Origin of the sequence: Cytobacillus massiliigabonensis (assembly GCF_900199725.1) — a bacterium.
GTDB classification, from domain to species: Bacteria; Bacillota; Bacilli; order Bacillales; family Cytobacillaceae; genus Cytobacillus; species Cytobacillus massiliigabonensis.
The window spans coordinates 77,531-98,430 of record NZ_LT904902.1; the positions used below are offsets into that span (position 1 = coordinate 77,531).

Genomic DNA, 20,900 nt, shown 5'->3' on the forward strand with positions numbered 1-20,900 from the left:
TCACCTAATTCAATTTCTTCTTTTCCCCAGTTTATACAAAAATATCATTTGCCATCCAACTTTCAGTAATGAACTAATGTATGAAAGAAAGCAGCCAATCGATGGCTGCTCTGAAGTTTCCCTTAATTATATCATATTGCATCTATACACTGTTAAGCTAATGTTATTTTCGTGCCTGGTGTATATTTTTCATCCATAAAATGATTAGGGTCACTGCTCATAATCCTGATCACTGTACAATCCTGACCGCCTTCCATTTCTACAAGGAGCGGAATTCCATTATGGGTAACCATTTTTTGCTTGCCAAATTCGGCAGCATCGGTTGGAAAAACAAGCTCCCCGGGCATTGAAGTATATAAAATCATTGGACAATCCCTTCATTCCCTTGTTTATTATTCTCTATCAATTCTTCTAATTTTTTCAGAGCAGGACCAATCCCGCCCATATCATCAATTAGCCCATATTTAACTGCATCCGAACCAACAACATTTGTTCCAATATCCCTTGTTAGGTTGCCTTTCGCAAACATTAAATCCTTAAAACATTCCTCAGAAATATTCGAATGCTTCGTAACAAAATTAATTACCCGATCTTGCATTTTATCCAAGTATTCAAATGTTTGCGGGACTCCGATCACAAGGCCTGTTAAACGGATCGGATGTATCGTCATTGTCGCTGTTTCAGCAATAAAGGAATAATCACAGGAAACGGCAATTGGCACGCCAATCGAATGCCCCCCTCCCAGTACAATCGAGACAGTTGGTTTTGATAATGAAGCGAGCATTTCTGAAATAGCCAAGCCTGCTTCCACATCTCCACCTACTGTATTCAATATGACAAGCAATCCTTCAATTTTCGGATTTTGCTCGATTGCCACAATTTGCGGGATAAGATGCTCGTATTTCGTCGTTTTATTTTGAGGCGGCAGCTGGAGATGGCCTTCAATTTGTCCAACAATCGTTAAACAATGGATTTTTGAATCTTGCGAAAGCTGAGGGACATTGGTTTGACCTAGCTGCTGTATTTTATCAATGAGACTTGGCGGTTGTTCTTCCTTTGTTTGATCCTGCTGATCATGAATAGAATCATTTTGTTTTTTATCATTTCCCATCATTTCTTCTCCCTTCAAGCCATATAAGACTGTAAATTTCAATCCATATAGGTTTAGTATGGTCGTTGGTGAGGATTTAATGCGGGAAATCAATATACGAAAGAAAGCACAGCGAATAGCTGTGCCTTCATGTTTTGACTATACTTCCATAATAATTGGGAGTATCATTGGTCGTCGTTTTGTTTTCTCGAATAAAAATTGGTTCAATTCTTCTCTCATATCTTGTTTAATGCCTGTCCAATCGAACGAATCTTTTGAAATGCTTCTCTCTACGATGTCACGAACTCTTTTTGCCGCTTCCACTAGCAGCTCTTCTGACTCCCTTACATAAACAAACCCTCTAGAAATGATCTCCGGTCCCGCTGATAATTTTTTCTCTTTTTTATTTAAGGTAACAACCACTAGTAAAATTCCATCTTGTGAAAGGAGTTTACGATCTCTCAGGACAATATTCCCAACATCTCCAATCCCGCTGCCATCGATGAGTACATTTCCTGCAGGGATACGGCCTGCAGGACGAATGTTCCCATCTGCCAGTTCTGCCACTTCGCCTTTTTCAGGTATAAATATTTGTTCATCTGTTAAGCCACATTCCTTCGCTATATTTGCATGTGCCTTTAACATCCGGTATTCTCCATGAACAGGGATGAAAAATTTCGGATTCATTAAGTTAATCATAAACTTTAATTCTTCTTGGCTTCCATGACTTGACGTATTGAAAGTTCCCTTTCCAGAAATCACACTTGCACCTGCACGATACAGCATATCAATCGTCTTAGCAATGAATACCTCGCTTCCTCTTATTGGCGAACCTGCAAGGAGCACAGTATCTCCTTTTTTTATATTCACTTGCTTATGAATTTGCTTTGCCATTTTCTGAAGCACTTCAATTGGTTCACCTTGCGAACCAGTCGTTAATATAACAAGTTCATTATCAGCATAAGCAGATATTTCTGTTAGTGGAATCATCGTGTCTTCAGTTATATGTAAATATTCTTGCTGGATCGCAATATCAACTGCCGTTTGCGTGAATCTGCCCACGATCGCTACTTTTCTTCGACTATCTAAAGCAGCATCAAATATGTGCTGAATTCTTATTATATCTGAAGCAAATGAAGCAGCAATAATTCTTCCTTCTGCGCGATGAAATGCATCCGTTACTTGTTTAACCACTTTTGATTCTGATAAAGTATATCCAGGCTTTTCTGCCTCTGTACTATCAGATAGGAGACAGAGAACACCTTCATCACCAATTTGTGCCATTTTTCCAATTTCTGTTTTATACCCATTTGCTGCTGCCTGGTCAAATTTAAAATCTCCTGTATAGACAATATTTCCTTCCAATGTATGGATGCAAATACCAACACTATCTGGTATGCTGTGGGTCGTATGATAGAATGAGACCTTTGCAGAGTTAAACTTAATTTTTGTATCTGTACGTACCTCGATAAAATTCAGATTTCCTTTAAATTCCTGTTCCTTTACTTTTTGTTTTGCAAGTTCAAGTGTAAGTCTTGTCCCATACACAGGAACATCAATCTCACTTAGAATATAGGAGAGGGCACCAATATGATCTTCGTGTCCATGTGTCAGAAATATTCCTTGTACCCGTTCTTGATTTTGTATCAGATAAGTGATATCAGGGATAACAATATCAATTCCGAGCATTTCATTTTCAGGAATCATCAATCCAGCATCCAAAACAAATATGTCCTCATCCACTTCCACAAGGTACATATTTTTTCCGAATTCCCCTACTCCTCCTAATGCCATTACCTTGATGCTTTGCTTCTGTTGATTGTTCAATGTAAACTTCCTCCTACAATATGTTTGTCCGACCATAGATCAGTTACCAATATTATACTTGAAGGAGGAAATAAATAAAATATTTAAAAAACCAATCAGAAAATGATCTCTGATTGGTTTTGTATTGATTCTTTATTCATTTTTCATAAATAATGAAACTAAAGCACTTCTTTCTTGCTCTGATAGAGGAACTAATGGCAGCCGAACAGATCCGACACTAAGTCCTTTGAGCTGGAGGGCTGTTTTTACAGGGGCAGGGCTAGGAGCAGCAAAAAGACCTTCCATAATTGGCAGAAGCTCTCTATGAATGGAAGCTGCCTTTTGATTATCTCCATTCAAAAATGCCTGGATCATCGCCTGCATTTCATTTCCAATCACATGTGATGCAACAGAAACAATGCCATCTCCGCCAATTGCTAAGACAGGGATTGTCAATGCATCATCTCCGCTGTAGAGAAGAAATTCTTCATCCGTACCGGCAATAATTTTAGCCATTGCATTCAAATCTCCGCTAGCTTCCTTAACAGCAACGATATTTTGAATTTTAGAAAGTCGGATAATCGTATCCGGAAGAATATTAACCGCAGCTCTGCCAGGTATATTGTAAACCATGACAGGCAGCTTTGTATTTTCAGCAATGCTCTTAAAATGCTGATAAAGTCCTTCTTGATTCGGCTTATTATAATATGGGGCTACAGCCATAATGCCCTCTACCCCAATTTGCTCTGCCTTTTTTGTTAATTCGATGGATGCATACGTATTATTGCTACCAGTCCCTGCAACAACAGGAATCCTTTTATCAACCACTTTTACTACATGCTGAAATAATGCAATTTTTTCTTCCTTTGATAGAGTTGGTGACTCCCCTGTTGTACCTGCTACAACAAGTGATTCTGTACCATTCTCAATGAGATGATTGATAAGCTGAGTTGTTTTCGAAAAATCGATATGACCTTTCCTATCGAAAGGTGTAACCATTGCTGTTGAAACTCGGCCAAATTGAATCATTGCTACACTCCCTTTTAAAACTTAAAAATCTTTATCTTTATTTATTATGCAGAACATTTTCTTTCTCTAATTGGAAAGCATCATGCAGGGCATTGACAGCTTTTCCTAAATCTAGCTGTTTGACAAGTACCCATATCGTTGTATGACTATCAGCAGATTGCAAGATACGAATGCCTTGTTCAGATAGAGCTGTTACAATTTTAGCGGCAACACCTGGAACACCTTGCATACCTGCACCGACTACAGAAACCTTTGCACAATCGAATTCCACAATGGGATTGTGTCCTAGGCTTCTTAGTATGCTTATCGCTTTTTCTGACATTTCTTCCGTTACAGTATAGGTAACCCCATTTGGATAAATATTGATAAAATCCACACTTATTTCTTCATTTGCCATCGCTTGAAAAACTTCGGCTTGTAAATTGTACTGGTTCTTCTTAGCAATAACTTTAATTTGTGTGACGTGTGATAGATGAGCGATGCCAGTTACTAATCGTTCCTTTATGTCAGTGCCCCTGCCTTCCTTGTTTATTGCAGTGACTAATGTCCCTAGACCATCTGAATAATTGGAACGGATGCGTATAGGAATTTTTGCTTGCATAGCTATTTCTACAGCTCTTGGATGTATGACTTTTGCACCTTGATAAGCCATATTACACACTTCTGTATAAGTAACAACAGATAGTGGACGGGCATTTTCAGCGATGCGCGGGTCCGCTGTCATTATACCGTCCACATCTGTAAAGATCTCAATCCATTCCGCATTCAATGCTACACCTAATGCGGCTGCTGACGTATCGCTTCCACCTCTGCCTATTGTTGTGACATCTCCATTTTTTGAAGCTCCTTGAAATCCTGCAACAACAATACAATCGTTCACTTCTAATTCTTTAAGCAGCCTCTCACATCTCATATCAATGATTTTTGCATTTGTATGATCATTATTTGTTCGAAATCCTGCCTGGGCACCTGTTAAGGCTGTCGCCTGAATGCCATGCTCTAAAAGCATATTCGTAAAGACAACACTCGATATAATTTCACCGCAAGACAATAAGAGGTCATTTTCTCTTTTATTAATCATCATTTTTTTTGTTTCTATAAGTGAGAGCAATGTATCCGTTGCATAAGGATCCCCTTTTCTCCCCATTGCTGAGACGACAACAACCAGTTTATATCCATCAGATATTGCCTTCTTAATATGTTTTAATGCATGTTCTCGACTGTTACTATCACGGACAGATGTGCCCCCATATTTTTGCACAATTATTTTCATTGTTACACCTCTGGATATCTCTTCATTTAAAGTTAAATGCAAAAAACGCCTAACTTAGCAAGTGCAACGAATTAGAATATATAGAGGTCAATTGTACAAAGAAAACAAAGCTTAGGCTTATTCAAAAGAAAAGCGGAAGCGCCTTGGTTATCACCTTACAAACGGAAACGGCCAGATTGTACGATAAAAGGGACACAATGAGCGATAGCAAATTGATGTCAGCATATCGTAGGGAGGTTTGATAGGTAATAGGACGCCTGCGCTAGACAATTCTTAAACTCCAAAGTTGCATTTCATGTAATTATTTCACTATACCTAGATTTATTAAACTCTCCGCTATTTGGACTGAATTCCATGCAGCTCCTTTTAGTAGATTATCAGAAACAACCCACATATGGAAACCTTTTGATTCATCTAAATCCTTGCGAATTCTTCCAATGAAGACATCACTTTTTCCTACACAATCTGCAGGCATTGGATAGATTTGATTTTCTGGATCATCTTGCAGAACAATTCCAGGTGCAGCTGCCAGTAGATCTTTAACTTCTTGAACGCTTACACCTTCTTCTTCCACTTCAAAATATACTGATTCCGAATGACCTGTTGCAACAGGCAGCCTTACACATGTAGCCGCAACATGAAGATCAGGAAGACTCATAATTTTCTTCGTTTCATTCACCATTTTCATTTCTTCAAATGTGAATCCATTTTCCATAAATTTATCAATTTGCGGAATCGCATTAAAGGCAATTTGGTAATGCTTCTTATCTCCCTTAACAGGAAGAATTGCAGGTTCATGCGATTCGTTATGAATAATTGCTTTTGTCTGGCTGTATAGCTCTTCAACAGCAGCTGCTCCTGAACCAGAAACAGCCTGATATGTTGAAACAATAACTTTATTCAGCCCATATTTTTTCCTAATAGGTTCTAGCGCAACAACCATTTGAATGGTTGAACAGTTAGGGTTCGCAATAATTCCTTGGTGTATAGATAAAGCTTGTTCATTCACCTCTGGAACGACCAATGGAACATTTTCCTCCATTCGAAAGGCACTCGTGTTATCTATAACAACAGCTCCATGCCTAACAGCATGCTCCGCATACTCTTTTGAAACACTGCCTCCTGCACTAAACAATGCTATATCCACACCGGAAAAGCTTTCTGGATTCACTTCTTTAATGGTATGCTCCACCCCATTAAATTGAATCTTCTTTCCCGCTGATCGTGGAGAAGAGAGCAAAGTAAGTTTAGATATAGGGAAGTTTTTTTGCTCTAGCGTTTTTAACATTTGCTGCCCTACAGCTCCTGTTGCTCCTAATATTGCTACATGAAATCCTTTTTTCTTTTCCATTTCATATCCCCTTCCTTTTCAAATCTATTTTTCTAGCAAAAAGATATACCGGCTTTATATGAAAGAATTTTCTTATAATATCATTCATTCTAACATATTCATTCTTTAATGTAATAAACTTTTTGCTAGAAAAAAGCAGGGGTTTATTTTTAGTCTTTAAACCTCTCAACAATGACTGGCTGCAGCTGTTTTCCTTCCATAGCCATCTCGACTGTATCTGATAATTGCGACATCCTCGCTACCATCGAATTCGGCTTTTTTACTGGGTCATCTTGGCCATACGGAATAAAATATATATTTTTCGTTGCCATCAATCGCATTAAATTGACACCGTTCAGTCCAAGCGCATCATTTGTTGAAATCCCTAATACAACCGGCTTTTGGTTTCTTAACGTTGCCTTAGCGGCCATTAAAACTGGGGAGTCTGTCATAGCATTAGCAAATTTACTCATTGAACTTCCTGTTAATGGTGCAATGACCATGCAATCTAATGGAATTTTCGGACCAAGTGGCTCTGCTTTAACGATGGAATCAATTACTTTATTTCCTGTCAGTTCCTCTATTCGCTGAATCCAATCCTCGCCTTTTCCAAACCTTGTTTCTGTATTTTGAACTGTAAAAGTGACAACAGGCAGAACCTCGGCTCCCGCGTTTACAAGCCTTTCGATTTCTGGAAATACTGCATCATACGTACAATGTGAACCTGTCAGTCCAAAACCGATCCGACTACCTTTTAAACTCATTTGTTTCGATACCCCTTTCACTTTTTTACATCTTCTTTTATTAATTGGGACAGGACATTCGCTAAGATTTTTCCAGCTGTTTTTGGAGCAACAATTCCTGGAAGACCTGGTGCAAGCAATGCTTTTACCCCTCTTTTCTCTGCATATCTGAAATCTGTTCCTCCTGGCTTAGAGGCAAGGTCGATAATCAATGTATGAACAGGCATTTTAGAAATAACAGACGCAGTAACAATCATATATGGGATTGTATTTATACAAATATCGGCGTCCTTTACTTCATTTTCCAAATCACTTAAATAAAATGGAGTGAGTCCCATTTCTGTAATCCTTGCAATATGTTCACTTTTTCTTGCCCCTACCTTAACTTTCGCTCCTAGCGCTTGGAATGTTCTTGCAACACTCATTCCTACTCTTCCTAGCCCTAATACTGCAATGGTGGAGCCGTGAATTGTAGTATCCGTATGCTGGATTGCCATCATAATCGTTCCTTCAACAGTCGGAATGGAATTATAAATTGCGACATCATCCCGTTCAAATAATTGAACAAGACGCCGATTTGCCTGTTTCGTAATACCATCTAAATAAGAGTTGCTGATTCCTGAATAAACAGTACAATGTTCAGGTGTTTCATTTAGCATTTCTTTTCGTAAATAAACTTTTTCATTTGAAAAAATTGTTTCAATTTGGCCATCTGAACTTGTTCCAGGTACTGGTAATATTATGACATCCTTATTTGAAAACTCCACTTCATCTATTTTTTCCTTGACTGCTCCAGTAAAAGCATGATCCAATTGCTCGAAGCCAATCAATGAAAGCTTTGCATCAAGATCTGTAAGTTTGCGAATGATTTCAAGTTGCCTTGCATCACCGCCGATTACTGCTATCTGTATCCCTGTCAGCATGAAACCCTCACCTTCTTCTAAAGATTCGTACAGGAATTTTATATTAGAACTACTTCAACATCTTATGTATCGAAATGAAAATCGGTGAGTTTTCCACGAAAGAAAAACCTGTTCCTTCCGCTTGAGAAAGTTTTGAGAAGTGATTTTCAATTAAGTATAAAAAAACAGACTAGCTATGCGCTAGTCTGCATCAATTTCAGTATTTATTCCTCTTCCTCAGATATATCGAGAATAATCATGTCATTGCCGATCTTTTTTACATGGCTCCACGGAACCCGTATTTCTTCCCCCTGTCTTTTAAGACCAAACCATTTCAATGAGGGAATGACCAATGCTTGTATTTGTCCATTTTTCTCATTTATTTCTAAATCTGTTTGGCCAAGAACTCCTAATCTTTCTGCTTTTTTCACGTCTACAATTTCTTTTCCGCTTAATTCACTTAATCTCATTCCTCAGCCCTCCATTTCATTTCCTCCTTACTAACTTATCGCTTGGATTAAAAAAATAGACTATATAAAACAGCCTGCTGCAAGCAACAGGCTGTTCTTTCAATTAAATATTCTTGGGCATTTCTCCGTCCGGACTGATCAATGCAATTGAATAATTATCGGTAAATATGTCATTTGCCATATTATCTACACCTTGCTTCGAAACTGCATCAATCTGTTCAATGATTTCATCTAATGATCGATGACGTCCTAATAGAAGCTCATTTTTTCCGTTTCTGCTCATTCGGCTGTTCGTACTCTCTAAGCTTAACATTAAACTGCCCTTTAATTGCTCTTTGCTATTATTTAATTCTTTTTCTGTTATGCCTTCTTGTTTCAGCTTGCTTAAAGTTTCTTGCATTGTTTCAAAGAGAACATCCAGCTGCGCTGCCCCTGTTCCCCCATAAAGAGTGACAATACCGCTGTCCTGGAAAGCAGAATGATAGGAGAATACAGAGTAAGCAAGCCCTTTTTGTTCCCTTACATCCTGAAATAATCGGCTGCTCATGCTGCCGCCAAGTATATTATTTAAAATAATCAGATCATACATATCATCATGACCAACCTGCAGACCGTTAAATCCAATACATAAATGTGCTTGTTCTGTATCTTTCTTTCTTGCTATTTTATTTGAGTGAAAAGCCGGCTTTAGTTCTGTTTTTTCCCGATTTCCACCTTCATATGACCCAAAAAATTGTTCAACCTCACGGATAAATGACTCTGAAATATTCCCAGCTATAGAAATAACAACATTATCTGGTGTATACATATTATGTACGTACTGCTTTAATGTATCGCCATTAAAAGTGGCTAAAGTTTCTTCTGTTCCAAGAATCGGATAGCCTAGCGGATGATTTTCATAAATAGCTTTACTAAGCAAGTCATGTACAATATCATCAGGCGTATCCTCATACATTTTTATTTCTTCATATACTACTTTCTTTTCTTTGTCTAATTCTTCTTCAACAAAGGTAGAGTTAAAAAACATATCTGCTAACACTTCAAGTGCAAACTTTGCATGTGTATCTAATACTTTTGCATAGTAGCATGTATATTCTTTTGATGTAAAAGCATTTACTTGTCCGCCAATACTATCAAAGGACTCAGCAATCTCTCTAGCTGTCCGCGTTTTCGTTCCTTTGAAAAACATATGTTCAAGGAAGTGAGATATCCCATTATTCTCTGGATTTTCATCTCTTGAACCCGTTCCGATCCAAACTCCGATGGCAACGGAACGAACCGTTGGTATATTTTCTAATACAACTCTTACTCCATTTTTGCATGTATACTTCTTTATCAAAAAAATTCCTCCTGTTCCAGTACTCTGCTGCATCCCTCTAGTTTATACTATCTTCGTAAAAATTTCCAAACTATTTGTCTTTTCCCATTTTCATAAAGCCAGAAAAAATAGTTGGTCCTAGATAAATCAATTACTGATCTTTTTTTCCGTTGTCCGTTCCGTATTTAAAAGATCAGATACCGTCCCTATCTGCAATTTTTTTTGTTTAATTTGTGTAATTAAACGATCGAGAGACTTTGCTGTTGAATCAGTCGGATGCATTAGTATTAGAGCACCGTTATGCACTTTGCTCATTACGCGCTGAATTAATTGTTCTGGAGAAGGCTTTTTCCAGTCAACCGTATCAACTGTCCACATAACTGTTCCAAGTTTTTCTTGTGCAGCTATTTGAACTGTTTCCTCTCTATAGCTTCCGCTAGGAGGTGCAAACCATTGGACAGGTTTTTCAGTGATTGCTTCAATTACCTCATTTGTTTTTATGATTTCTTCCCTTGTCTTTTCAGCAGAGGTCTTTGCCATTTCCGGATGGGTATAAGAGTGATTGCCAACTTCATGACCCGCTGCATTTATCATTTTTGCTAAATCTGGATTATTCTGTACCCATCTGCCTTCTAAAAAAAAACTCGCTGATACATGATGCTTTTTAAGGGTCGCAAGAATATCAGGTAAATATTCATTTCCCCATGCCACATTAATGATAAAACTGACCATTTCTTTATCTGAATGTCCCTTATATATCGGGCTTGGCGGCAAATCACTTAAATTTATTTTCGGTTTAATTTGCTTTAATACGATTTTATCCTTATCATATTTTCCTTTAGGCTTCATTTTTTTGTAAGATGCTTCTACATCCACTTCCACTCCATTCAATCCAGGAATTGCTTTCCAAACTCGGTCAATGACCGCATTCTGTGGAGGAATGTAATAGTCAGCTGATTTACTTGTAATTTCAGTATATAATGAATCCTTCTGCTTAATCACGCTTTCAGATTCTGACTTTAGACCAAAAACATATTGTGTTGTAAATGGATTATTCACGAGCAATAGAGCAAATAAACAAATAAATGCAAAATGAGCCACCTTTCTCATCCTTACAGCCTCCTTCACTTAACAGTATGTTTTGAAGGGACAAGGTAGAACGCCTAAGTCCTCACTAACTAGTATGCAATATTTGCTTATTTTTAAAACAAGAATATGATTATTGGGAGACATACCAAAAGCCAGGAGTGACCTCCTGGCTCTTAAAATCTTCCATTACTTTTCTGCCTTTTCCGCTTGCTCACGCTGTTCTCGAAGAACTGCTTTGCGCGATAAATTCACACGTCCCTGTTTATCAATTTCTGTGACTTTGACAAGTAATTCGTCACCTATGGATACGACGTCTTCAACTTTCCCTACGCGCTCCTCAGCAAGCTCAGAAATATGTACAAGACCATCTTTTCCATTGAAAATTTCAACAAAGGCACCGAACTTTTCAATTCGTTTTACTTTACCTAAATACATTTGTCCAACTTCCACTTCACGAACAATATCCTCAATGATTTTCTTCGCTTTTTGATTCATTTCTTCATTAGTTGAAGATATGAAAACCGTTCCGTCTTGCTCAATGTCAATTTTTACACCAGTTTCTTCAATGATCTTATTAATTTGCTTGCCGCTTGGTCCAATAACATCACGAATCTTGTCTGGATTGATTGCCATTGTCAGGATTTTTGGTGCATACTTAGAAAGCTCTACACGCGGCTGTTCTAGCGTAGCAAGCATGGAATCTAAGATCTGCATACGCCCCTTTTTGGCCTGCTGCAGTGCTTCCTCTAATATTTCACGAGAAAGTCCTTCAATCTTAATATCCATTTGCAATGCTGTTACCCCTTTAGCAGTTCCAGCAACTTTAAAGTCCATATCACCTAAATGATCTTCCATTCCTTGAATATCCGTTAAAATGGAATAATGTTCACCAGACTTTATAAGACCCATTGCAATTCCAGCTACAGGTGCTTTAATAGGAACACCAGCATCCATCATCGCTAATGTGCTTGCACATATACTTGCTTGAGAAGTAGAGCCATTTGATTCTAAAACTTCTGAAACAAGGCGCACCGTATATGGAAAGTCCTTTTCCGATGGAATAACAGGCTCTAATGCGCGCTCCCCTAGAGCACCATGACCAATTTCACGGCGGCCTGGACCTCTGATTGGACCTGTTTCCCCTACGCTAAAGTTAGGGAAATTATAGTGGTGCATGAAACGCTTCTCTTCTTCAATCCCAAGACCATCAAGAATTTGCACATCACCAAGCGCTCCTAATGTACAAATGCTGAGTGCCTGTGTTTGTCCGCGTGTGAATAGACCTGAACCATGAGTACGAGGCAGCAATCCAACTTCTGAAGACAATGGACGAATCACATCTAGGCCACGGCCATCAGGACGAACTTTATCTTCTGTAATCAAACGGCGTACTTCGCCTTTTACAATTTTATCAAGAATTTGCTTTACTTGTTTTAGCTTGTCTTCATCTGCTTCTTGTTCCTCATATTTTGCAAGGATTCCATCTTTTACAACTTTAATGGCTGCTTCGCGTGCATGTTTTTCCTGCACTTGGATAGCAACAATCATATCCTTTTCACAAATATCGCGTACTTCAGCTTCTAATTCCGAATCAACCTGATATAAAACAATTTCCATTTTTTCTTTGCCAATTTCTGCAGCAATCTCTTCTTGGAAAGCAATTAATCGTTTAATCTCTTCATGACCAAACATAATTGCTTCAAGCATGATTTCCTCAGGTACTTCCATCGCTCCAGCTTCAACCATGTTAATGGCATCTTTTGTACCTGCAACGACTAAATGGATATCACTTTTTTCAGCTTGTTCAACAGATGGATTGATAATGAACTTCCCATCTATTCGACCTACCGTTACACCTGCAATTGGACCCTCGAAAGGAATATCTGAAACACATAATGCTAAGGAAGAGCCGAACATAGCTGCCATTTCTGAAGAGCAATCCTGATCAACACTCATAACCATGCTCACAACTTGGACATCATTACGGAAGCCATCTGCAAATAACGGGCGGATTGGTCTATCGATTAAGCGGCTTGCTAAAATAGCTTTTTCACTCGGACGGCCTTCTCTTTTAATGAAGCCTCCTGGTATTTTACCAACTGCATAAAGACGTTCCTCGTAATTCACTGTTAAAGGAAAGAAATCTAAATTTTTTGGTTCTTTTGATGCCGTAGCTGTACTTAGGACAGCTGTATCTCCATAGCGGACTAGCACCGCTCCATTTGCCTGCTTCGCTAATTGGCCGATTTCTACGGTTAAATTGCGTCCAGCCCAATCTATGGAATAGGTATGCTTATCTTGCCCCATTTTCGTAACCCCTCTCTATTGTATACTTTAAGGTTAAACACCTTTACTTTTATAAAATGATAATAAACATGTTAAGTATGAAATCATACGCATTCATAGTATGTACACTTTTTTCACTAGTTAAAATGCTCGTTTATGTATGTAAACATGTGTTCTTTTTAAAGCTAATAAAAAAGCGGGATAAATCCCGCTTTTCTACACTGTCTAGCTACGAGTGCCATCGGCACAATGTCATAAGCCAATCCGTCAAGAAGGTAAATACAACCTTTCCGCAGGCTTGTCTTATGCTTGTCGCCGATAAGCGTGCACTCTCCGCTTTTCTTTTTATCGACGTAAGCCTAGTTTATTGATTAACTCACGGTAACGTTGAACATCTTTGTTACGTAGGTAAGTTAAAAGGTTACGACGTTTACCTACCATTTTCAAAAGACCGCGACGTGAGTGGTGATCTTTCTTATGAGTACGTAAATGCTCATTCAATGTGTTAATTTCTTCTGTAAGGACAGCGATTTGAACTTCTGGAGAACCTGTATCGCTCTCATGAGTTTTAAACTCATTGATTAGTTCATTTTTACGTTCTTTAGTGATTGCCATCCGTTTCACCTCCTAATTTATCAATCCCCATTTACTGAGCAAGCGTCGGTGACTCGACATGCCAAGCAAAGGTTCATTTAATACGTTTATAAGAATACAACTTTTTATGACAAAAAGCAAGGCTAAACCTTGATTTTTTCAAAGTAATGCAGAGTATTTTGTTTATCTTTCTCAATTTGTGCCACTAGTTCATCTACACCTGAGAATTTTTGCTCTTTTCTTAAATGCAAATGCCATTCAATTGTAGCCTCTTGCCCGTATATTTCCTTGTCGAAGTCAAATATATGAACTTCAATTGATGGCAGAATAGCTGTCTGGCTCTTAAATGTCGGTTTATGACCAACATTGCATACCCCTTCATACCACTTGCCACTAACAAAGAAACGAACACAATAAACACCGAGCGGAGGAATGATATAATCCCCTGCTAATTGAATATTTGCTGTTGGAAAACCAATTGTACGCCCACGCTTGTCTCCATGAATAACTGTGCCTGTTGTTTGATAATATCTGCCCAGCAGCAGCGGCAGCTCTTCCATTTTTCCTTCACGAAGCAAGGAACGGATTAATGTGGAACTAACCTTTTCATTATTATTTGTCAGTTTAGGAACAACTGTATAGCTAAACTGATCACGTGAATGAAATGGCAATGTTTCCATTGTCCCCTTTCCCATTCGGCCATAAGAATAGTCAAACCCGGCAACTACATGCTGAACATTGAGACCAATTATATATTGATCAACAAACTCCTGTGGCAGTAAATGAGCAAAATCCTTAGAAAATTGAACAATAAATAAGTAATCAATTCCTAATTCTAAAATAAACTGCGTTTTGTCTTTAAGGGGGGTAATATATTCAATATGCTTGACGCTTTTCCCTAGAACAACGGACGGATGGGGATCAAAGGTCATAACCGCACTCTTCATTCCTTTTTCTACCGCCATTATCTTTGCCTGTTCTATCACTTCTTGATGACCTAAGTGGACACCATCAAAATATCCAAGTGCCATGACTAATTCAGGAAAATCAATTTTTTCTAGTTGAAGCGGATGTTCGATAGATATAACTTCCATTGATCGTTCACCTTTTTTCTTTTAGAGCCTTATTCTTGTGATTCATTTCTCAACACTTTAGCAGGCTTTATCAAACCTTGCTTATTTGGATGATGTTCGTATATTGCTAATGCCATGCCATCTTCTGTTTCAAGTACAATCGGGCCCTTTATGTCGTTTAATTGCTCAGGGGTATTTAAGACAGCCCCATTTTTTACTTTCTTTGCTACTGTATCATTTATCCTATATTTCGGCAAATGAGAAAGAGCTGTTTCTAACGGATAAATTTTTTGGGAAAGAGTACCAGATTCCACTTCCTTTTCAATTTCTTCTAATGATAAACAATCAGAAATATTAAAAGATGCGGATTGAATCCGAACAAGCTCGGACATATGTGCAGGAAAACCAAGTTCATTGCCAATCATCACTGCTAATGTACGGATATATGTTCCTTTGCTGCAAGAAACACGAAAGCGAAAGCGTATCGGATCCCCGCTAAAAGTTGTTCGATCATCCAGGAGTTCTATGGAATAGATCATAACATTTCTTGATGGCCGCTCGACTTCTATTCCTTGTCTTGCATATTCATAAAGCCTCTTTCCGTTTACTTTAACAGCCGAGTACATGGGAGGTGTTTGCGTAATTTCTCCAGTCAATCTTTCCAGAACGGCTAAAATTTCATCCCGCGAAAAAGACTCTTCCACCTTTCTTTTTTCTACGATATCACCTGAGACATCCTCAGTCGTAGTTGAATAGCCAATCGTAACCTCTCCCTCATATGACTTCCCTGCATCCGTTATGTATTCAGCCACTTTTGTCGCTCTTCCTAAACAAATGGGAAGAACACCTGTCACATCTGGGTCAAGTGTTCCTGTATGACCAATTCGTTTCATCTTTAAGATTTTGCGCAATTTAAATACACAATCATGTGAGGTCAACCCTTTTGGTTTAAGTAAAGGCAATATTCCTTCCAAACTGCTACCTCCATTTCTATAAAAGCGGAAGCGCCTTGGTCACCGCCGTACAAACTGGAGGGGACAACGACAGCGATAAAGGAAACACGGTGAGCGTGAGCGAACCGATGTTGACTTATCGTAAGGAGAAGACCCGAAGTTTGATAGGCGATAGGCGCTGTAGCTAGACAATTCTCTAACTCTAAAGTTATACATCCTTTATTCAAAAAAATGGATAGACGAATGTCTATCCATTAAAAGTAATTGTTCACTTTCAATCCTCATTCTCTTTCGAACGCTCTTCATCATGGATTTGATGAAGCAATGTATCAATTCGATTGCCATAATCAATAGACTCATCAAATTCAAAGAAAATTTCAGGTGTCTTTCGCAAGCGGATACGCTGCCCAATTTCTGAACGAATAAAACCCTTTGCTTTCGCTAGACCTTTTAGCGTATTTTCTTTTTGCTCATCATCACCGAGAACTGAAATAAATACAGTTGCTTGTTGGAGATCACCAGTAACTTGTACATCTGTTACTGTCACAAACCCTACCCGAGGGTCTTTAATTTTCCGGCCAATAATTTCGCCTAATTCCTTTTTCATTTGTTCTCCAACTTTATTTGCTCGAAGGCTCATTTATATTCACCTCTTCTTAAAGCCACTCAATATCAGTTATTGTTCGCTCGATTTCAGGAAAAAAATCAATGAACGCAAGAGCGTTCTGCAATTCATGTTCCGTTGTTACCTTAGAGGAGGAGACAGCAACGATGGCTATCTTTGTCCTTTGCCATACATCCTGGAAATCCACCTCTGCTGCAGAGATATTAAATTTCTGCTTTAACCGGGTAAGAATACGAAGCAAAACTGCTCGTTTTTCTTTTAAAGAATGTGCATCATATATAATACATACACAGGCTGCTAAGCCCAATAATCATTTACGCTCAATCTCCTGCATAATGTACGCTTCAATGACGTCTCCTTCTTTTACATCATTAAAGTTTTTAATTGTAATACCACATTCATAGCCTTGGTTTACTTCTTTAGCGTCATCTTTAAATCGCTTTAATGCATCAATTTCTCCTTCAAAGACAACAATGCCGTCCCTGATTAAACGGATGCCGCTATCTCGGGTAATTTTCCCGTCTGTAACATAAGAACCTGCAATTGTGCCAACCTTGGAAACCTTGAAAGTTTGGCGTACTTCTGCCTGACCAATAATTTTTTCTTCAAATTCTGGATCAAGCAATCCTTTCATTGCCAATTCAATTTCCTCAATGACCTTATAGATAATGCGGTGTAAACGGATTTCCACACCTTCTGCATCGGCAGCACGCTTCGCATTAATATCAGGACGTACATTAAAACCAATGACGATTGCATTAAATGCAGCTGCAAGAGTAATATCAGACTCATTAATTGCACCGGCACCCGTATGAAGAATACGAACATTTACACCTTCAACATCAATTTTTTGTAAAGCGGTTGTAAGAGCTTCAGCTGAACCTTGTACGTCAGCTTTAACAACAATATTTAGCTCCTTCATTTCACCTTGCTTCATATGTTCAAAAAGATTATCTAAGCTTACCCGAGTTTTTTCGCTTCTTTGTGCTTGTAACGCTTGCTGTGCACGCGCCTCACCAACTTGGCGAGCTGTCTTTTCGTCATCTAATACGACAAAGCGGTCACCAGCTTGTGGGACATCATTTAATCCTGTAATTTCAACAGGAGTTGAAGGACCAGCTGTCTTCACACGGCGTCCTAAATCATTCACCATTGCACGAACACGGCCAAAAGTGTTCCCAACAACGATTGGATCTCCTACTTTTAATGTTCCATTTTGAACAAGAAGTGTAGCAACTGAGCCACGGCCTTTGTCTAATTGTGCTTCAATCACCGTGCCGACTGCATTGCGATTTGGGTTTGCTTTGTACTCTTCTACTTCACTTACAAGAAGAATCATTTCAAGAAGATTGTCAATCCCTTCTCCTTTTAAGGCAGCAATTGGTACAAAAATAGTATCTCCGCCCCAAGCTTCAGGAACTAATCCATATTCAGTCAATTCCTGCATCACACGATCGGGATTTGCTGCTTCTTTATCCATCTTATTAACGGCCACAATGATTGGTACTTCTGCAGCTTTGGCGTGGTTTATCGCTTCAATTGTCTGAGGCATAACTCCGTCATCCGCTGCAACTACAAGTATCGTAATATCAGTTACTTGAGCACCGCGAGCACGCATCGTTGTGAATGCAGCATGTCCTGGTGTATCCAAAAATGTGATTTTCTTTCCATTTTCTTCAACTTGATACGCACCGATATGCTGTGTAATTCCTCCAGCTTCTCCAGCTGTTACCTTTGTATTACGGATGGAGTCCAATGTTGTTGTTTTCCCATGGTCTACGTGCCCCATGATTGTAACAACAGCAGGGCGTTCTACTAAATCCTCATCATTATCATTAGTGAAATACACTTCTAAATCGGTTGTATCAATGATTACTTCCTCTTCAACCTCAACGCCGTATTCACTTGCAATTAATTCAATCGCATCTTTGTCTAGATCCTGATTGATTGTTGCCATAACACCGAGCATGAATAATTTTTTAATTATTTCTGATGGCTCACGATACAGCTTTTTTGCCAGCTCAGCAACAGTCAAAGATTCAGTAAATGTAATTTTTGCTGGTAATTCTTTAACTTTCTTAGGAGCAGGTGCAACAGGTGTCTGCTGCTGTTTGCCCTTATTATTTTTGTTTTTATTTTTATTGTTGCCTTTTTGGCTATTATTGTTTTTATTGAAAGGCTTATTTGATAGGTTGCCTTGACCTTGGCTTCTTCCTTCAGCAGTTTTATGAACTGGCTTTGAGGAAGAGTTTCTGTTTGTAGCCTGTTGATTCCCATTATCTGAAGGAGAACTATTTTTTGTCTTTGTTTGATCTTGTTTTTGAGTGTTCGTTTGTTTATTCTGCATTTGAGGTTGCTTCTCTTCTTTCTTGCCATAGATTCCGTCCAATTTTTGAACAGCAGCCGCTTCAATTGTTGTCATATGATTAGAAACCTCAATATTCATATCTTTCAATTTCGTTATGACATCTTTACTTGAAACATTTTGTTTTTTTGCATATTCGTAAACGCGCATTTTACTCATACTTTCACCCCCGCTGGAATTAATCGAGCAACGACTTCAGCTTTTTGGCAAATCCAACATCTAATACCGCAACGACAACACGGGCTTCTTTTCCGATCGCTTGACCAAGCATCTCCCTGTTCGGGACAAGCTTGTATGGTACATGATAGGATTTACACTTATCTGTCACTTTTTTTGCTGTGTTAATAGAAGCGTCTGCTGATAGCAATATGAGCTTCGCTTTACCGTTTCTAATTTCTTTGATAGTAAGTTCTTCGCCCGAAGTAACTTTTCGTGCCCGATTTGCTAAGCCAAGCAATGACATCCATTGATTTACGCTCATTTGGATTGTCGTTTCTCCTTCTCAATTAGCTCAAGAAGTTCTTCATAAATAGAATCTTCTATTTTAACTTCTAAATGATTGGCTAATATATTTTTCTTTTTTGCAAGCATCACTGCTTCTTTCTCCTTTGAAAGATAAGCACCACGTCCGGATTTTTTTCCGGTAAGATCAACCGATACTTCTCCTTCTTTTGAGCGAACGATGCGAACGAGTTCTTTTTTCGGTCTCATTTCACCGGTTGCGACACATTTACGCATAGGAACTTTTTTACGATTGTTCACGCTCATTCACCTCTATTATTCCATGTCATCCGAAAGATCAAAATTTTCATCCTCAAAATCACTATCATCATAATTTAATAACGTTTCTTCTCTTGGATAAATACCAGATTCTCTCGCTTCTGTCTCTGATTTAATATCAATTTTCCAGCCAGTCAATTTTGCTGCTAAGCGTGCATTTTGACCGCGTTTCCCAATTGCAAGTGAAAGCTGATAATCTGGGACGATAACGGTTGTTGCTTTATCTTCCTCATTCACAATCACATCTAATACTTTTGAAGGACTTAACGCATTAGCTACGAAAACAACTGGATCCTGTGACCATTTGACTATGTCAATTTTTTCCCCTTTAAGCTCATTAACAACTGCCTGAACCCTTGTTCCTTTTGGTCCAACACATGAACCCACTGGATCAACTTCTTCATTATCAGAATGAACTGATATCTTTGAACGATCGCCTGCTTCACGTGCAACAGATTTTATTTCAACTGTTCCATCATAAATTTCAGGCACTTCAATTTCAAAAAGTCTTTTTAAAAGCCCTGGATGTGTTCTTGAAACAAATATTTGCGGACCCTTTGTTGTCTTCTCAACTTTCGTAATAAAAACTTTTATACGATCATGAGGTTTATAATGCTCATTAGGCATTTGTTCATTAGCAGGAAGAATCGCTTCGATTTTCCCAAGGCTGACATAAATGAATTTAGAATCCTGCCGTTGAACGATTCCTGTCATAATATCTTCTTCGCGGTCAATGAATTCAGAATAGATGATTCCTCTTTCTGCCTCTCTCACACGCTGTGTAACAACCTGTTTTGCTGTTTGAGCCGCAATTCGGCCAAAATCCTTCGGTGTAACTTCTAACTCTACGATATCTTCAATTTGGTAATTAGGATTCAATTTACGTGCGTCTTCAATGGAAATTTCAAGTCTAGGATCAAATACCTCATCAACCACTTCTTTACGTGCAAAAACCCTCATCAATCCACTACCAAGATTTAAATCGATCCGAACATTCTGAGCTTGATTAAAATTTCTTCTGTAGGCAGAAACAAGTGCAGCCTCAATTGCCTCAATAATCACTTCTCGTGAAATTCCTTTTTCTTTCTCAAGCAAGGTCAGAGCATCCAACAATTCACTGCTCATGAAACATATATCCCCCTTATTAGAAAAGCGTAAGCGCTAGACATTATTT

The 20,900-nt window shown here is 38.5% G+C and carries 21 protein-coding genes; all 21 read right to left on the minus strand.

The window, feature by feature from the left end:
- Nucleotides 1-152: 152 nt before the first annotated feature.
- Complete coding sequence (locus C1726_RS00750) at nucleotides 153-365, minus strand: YlzJ-like family protein (protein ID WP_102271403.1); 213 nt, start codon at nucleotides 363-365, stop codon at nucleotides 153-155.
- Entirely contained in the window at nucleotides 362-1,111 is a 750-nt protein-coding gene (locus C1726_RS00755; protein ID WP_102271404.1) for a ClpP family protease, read from the minus strand. Before C1726_RS00755 ends, C1726_RS00750 begins: the two co-directional genes overlap by 4 nt.
- A gap of 138 nt (nucleotides 1,112-1,249) precedes the next feature.
- Nucleotides 1,250-2,917 (minus strand): ribonuclease J, encoded by a 1,668-nt coding sequence (locus C1726_RS00760; protein ID WP_102271405.1) that lies wholly within the window; start codon nucleotides 2,915-2,917, stop codon nucleotides 1,250-1,252.
- Between the two features lie 132 nt (nucleotides 2,918-3,049).
- Nucleotides 3,050-3,925 carry a 4-hydroxy-tetrahydrodipicolinate synthase gene (dapA, locus tag C1726_RS00765; RefSeq protein WP_102271406.1) on the minus strand — a complete coding sequence of 292 codons (876 nt, stop codon included), beginning with the start codon at nucleotides 3,923-3,925 and terminating at the stop codon, nucleotides 3,050-3,052.
- Between the two features lie 37 nt (nucleotides 3,926-3,962).
- The gene (gene dapG, locus C1726_RS00770) at nucleotides 3,963-5,198 is read right to left on the minus strand and encodes an aspartate kinase (RefSeq protein WP_102271407.1); all 1,236 of its coding nucleotides are present in this window, start codon (nucleotides 5,196-5,198) and stop codon (nucleotides 3,963-3,965) included.
- 301 nt (nucleotides 5,199-5,499) lie between these two features.
- On the minus strand, nucleotides 5,500-6,549 hold the full coding sequence (gene asd, locus C1726_RS00775; protein WP_102271408.1) for an aspartate-semialdehyde dehydrogenase: 1,050 nt from the start codon (nucleotides 6,547-6,549) through the stop codon (nucleotides 5,500-5,502).
- Between the two features lie 149 nt (nucleotides 6,550-6,698).
- Entirely contained in the window at nucleotides 6,699-7,292 is a 594-nt protein-coding gene (gene dpaB / locus C1726_RS00780) for a dipicolinate synthase subunit B (protein ID WP_102271409.1), read from the minus strand.
- A 17-nt stretch (nucleotides 7,293-7,309) separates the two neighbouring features.
- Nucleotides 7,310-8,194 carry a dipicolinic acid synthetase subunit A gene (gene dpaA, locus C1726_RS00785; RefSeq protein WP_102271410.1) on the minus strand — a complete coding sequence of 295 codons (885 nt, stop codon included), beginning with the start codon at nucleotides 8,192-8,194 and terminating at the stop codon, nucleotides 7,310-7,312.
- Between the two features lie 203 nt (nucleotides 8,195-8,397).
- Nucleotides 8,398-8,643, minus strand: coding sequence for a YlmC/YmxH family sporulation protein (locus tag C1726_RS00790; RefSeq protein ID WP_102271411.1), 246 nt, complete (start codon nucleotides 8,641-8,643; stop codon nucleotides 8,398-8,400).
- A 103-nt stretch (nucleotides 8,644-8,746) separates the two neighbouring features.
- Nucleotides 8,747-9,982 (minus strand): M16 family metallopeptidase, encoded by a 1,236-nt coding sequence (locus C1726_RS00795; protein ID WP_102271412.1) that lies wholly within the window; start codon nucleotides 9,980-9,982, stop codon nucleotides 8,747-8,749.
- Between the two features lie 126 nt (nucleotides 9,983-10,108).
- Complete coding sequence (locus C1726_RS00800; protein ID WP_102271413.1) at nucleotides 10,109-11,071, minus strand: polysaccharide deacetylase family protein; 963 nt, start codon at nucleotides 11,069-11,071, stop codon at nucleotides 10,109-10,111.
- Between the two features lie 165 nt (nucleotides 11,072-11,236).
- A complete protein-coding gene (pnp, locus tag C1726_RS00805) occupies nucleotides 11,237-13,357 on the minus strand; it encodes a polyribonucleotide nucleotidyltransferase (RefSeq protein ID WP_102271414.1) in 2,121 nt (706 codons plus the stop codon).
- A gap of 324 nt (nucleotides 13,358-13,681) precedes the next feature.
- On the minus strand, nucleotides 13,682-13,951 hold the full coding sequence (gene rpsO, locus C1726_RS00810) for a 30S ribosomal protein S15 (protein WP_053475709.1): 270 nt from the start codon (nucleotides 13,949-13,951) through the stop codon (nucleotides 13,682-13,684).
- A gap of 122 nt (nucleotides 13,952-14,073) precedes the next feature.
- The gene (ribF, locus tag C1726_RS00815; protein WP_102271415.1) at nucleotides 14,074-15,024 is read right to left on the minus strand and encodes a bifunctional riboflavin kinase/FAD synthetase; all 951 of its coding nucleotides are present in this window, start codon (nucleotides 15,022-15,024) and stop codon (nucleotides 14,074-14,076) included.
- 29 nt (nucleotides 15,025-15,053) lie between these two features.
- Nucleotides 15,054-15,977 carry a tRNA pseudouridine(55) synthase TruB gene (truB, locus tag C1726_RS00820; RefSeq protein ID WP_102271416.1) on the minus strand — a complete coding sequence of 308 codons (924 nt, stop codon included), beginning with the start codon at nucleotides 15,975-15,977 and terminating at the stop codon, nucleotides 15,054-15,056.
- A 253-nt stretch (nucleotides 15,978-16,230) separates the two neighbouring features.
- Complete coding sequence (rbfA, locus tag C1726_RS00825) at nucleotides 16,231-16,596, minus strand: 30S ribosome-binding factor RbfA (RefSeq protein ID WP_053475706.1); 366 nt, start codon at nucleotides 16,594-16,596, stop codon at nucleotides 16,231-16,233.
- A gap of 16 nt (nucleotides 16,597-16,612) precedes the next feature.
- Nucleotides 16,613-16,888 (minus strand): DUF503 domain-containing protein, encoded by a 276-nt coding sequence (locus tag C1726_RS00830; RefSeq protein WP_102271417.1) that lies wholly within the window; start codon nucleotides 16,886-16,888, stop codon nucleotides 16,613-16,615.
- Nucleotides 16,889-16,891: 3 nt separating this feature from the next.
- On the minus strand, nucleotides 16,892-19,105 hold the full coding sequence (infB, locus tag C1726_RS00835; RefSeq protein WP_102271418.1) for a translation initiation factor IF-2: 2,214 nt from the start codon (nucleotides 19,103-19,105) through the stop codon (nucleotides 16,892-16,894).
- Between the two features lie 19 nt (nucleotides 19,106-19,124).
- Nucleotides 19,125-19,427 (minus strand): YlxQ family RNA-binding protein, encoded by a 303-nt coding sequence (locus C1726_RS00840; protein WP_102271419.1) that lies wholly within the window; start codon nucleotides 19,425-19,427, stop codon nucleotides 19,125-19,127.
- Entirely contained in the window at nucleotides 19,424-19,708 is a 285-nt protein-coding gene (rnpM, locus tag C1726_RS00845) for an RNase P modulator RnpM (protein ID WP_102271420.1), read from the minus strand. Before rnpM ends, C1726_RS00840 begins: the two co-directional genes overlap by 4 nt.
- A 15-nt stretch (nucleotides 19,709-19,723) precedes the next feature.
- Nucleotides 19,724-20,851, minus strand: a complete 1,128-nt coding sequence (gene nusA, locus C1726_RS00850; RefSeq protein ID WP_102271421.1) for a transcription termination factor NusA — start codon at nucleotides 20,849-20,851, stop codon at nucleotides 19,724-19,726.
- Nucleotides 20,852-20,900 lie beyond the last annotated feature (49 nt).

Coding starts and splice junctions, on each gene's coding strand:
- rbfA (WP_053475706.1), bottom strand. CDS start 16,596: ATGAGCCTTCGAGCAAATAAAGTTGGAGAACAAATGAAAAAGGAATTA.
- rpsO (WP_053475709.1), bottom strand. CDS start 13,951: ATGGCAATCACTAAAGAACGTAAAAATGAACTAATCAATGAGTTTAAA.
- ribF (WP_102271415.1), bottom strand. CDS start 15,024: ATGGAAGTTATATCTATCGAACATCCGCTTCAACTAGAAAAAATTGAT.
- C1726_RS00750 (WP_102271403.1), bottom strand. CDS start 365: ATGATTTTATATACTTCAATGCCCGGGGAGCTTGTTTTTCCAACCGAT.
- dpaB (WP_102271409.1), bottom strand. CDS start 7,292: ATGAGTTTAAAAGGTAGTCGGATCGGTTTTGGACTGACAGGTTCACAT.
- C1726_RS00800 (WP_102271413.1), bottom strand. CDS start 11,071: ATGAGAAAGGTGGCTCATTTTGCATTTATTTGTTTATTTGCTCTATTG.
- pnp (WP_102271414.1), bottom strand. CDS start 13,357: ATGGGGCAAGATAAGCATACCTATTCCATAGATTGGGCTGGACGCAAT.
- C1726_RS00790 (WP_102271411.1), bottom strand. CDS start 8,643: ATGAGATTAAGTGAATTAAGCGGAAAAGAAATTGTAGACGTGAAAAAA.
- infB (WP_102271418.1), bottom strand. CDS start 19,105: ATGAGTAAAATGCGCGTTTACGAATATGCAAAAAAACAAAATGTTTCA.
- dapA (WP_102271406.1), bottom strand. CDS start 3,925: ATGATTCAATTTGGCCGAGTTTCAACAGCAATGGTTACACCTTTCGAT.
- asd (WP_102271408.1), bottom strand. CDS start 6,549: ATGGAAAAGAAAAAAGGATTTCATGTAGCAATATTAGGAGCAACAGGA.
- C1726_RS00840 (WP_102271419.1), bottom strand. CDS start 19,427: ATGAGCGTAAATCAATGGATGTCATTGCTTGGCTTAGCAAATCGGGCA.
- dapG (WP_102271407.1), bottom strand. CDS start 5,198: ATGAAAATAATTGTGCAAAAATATGGGGGCACATCTGTCCGTGATAGT.
- dpaA (WP_102271410.1), bottom strand. CDS start 8,194: ATGCTGACAGGGATACAGATAGCAGTAATCGGCGGTGATGCAAGGCAA.
- C1726_RS00755 (WP_102271404.1), bottom strand. CDS start 1,111: ATGGGAAATGATAAAAAACAAAATGATTCTATTCATGATCAGCAGGAT.
- nusA (WP_102271421.1), bottom strand. CDS start 20,851: ATGAGCAGTGAATTGTTGGATGCTCTGACCTTGCTTGAGAAAGAAAAA.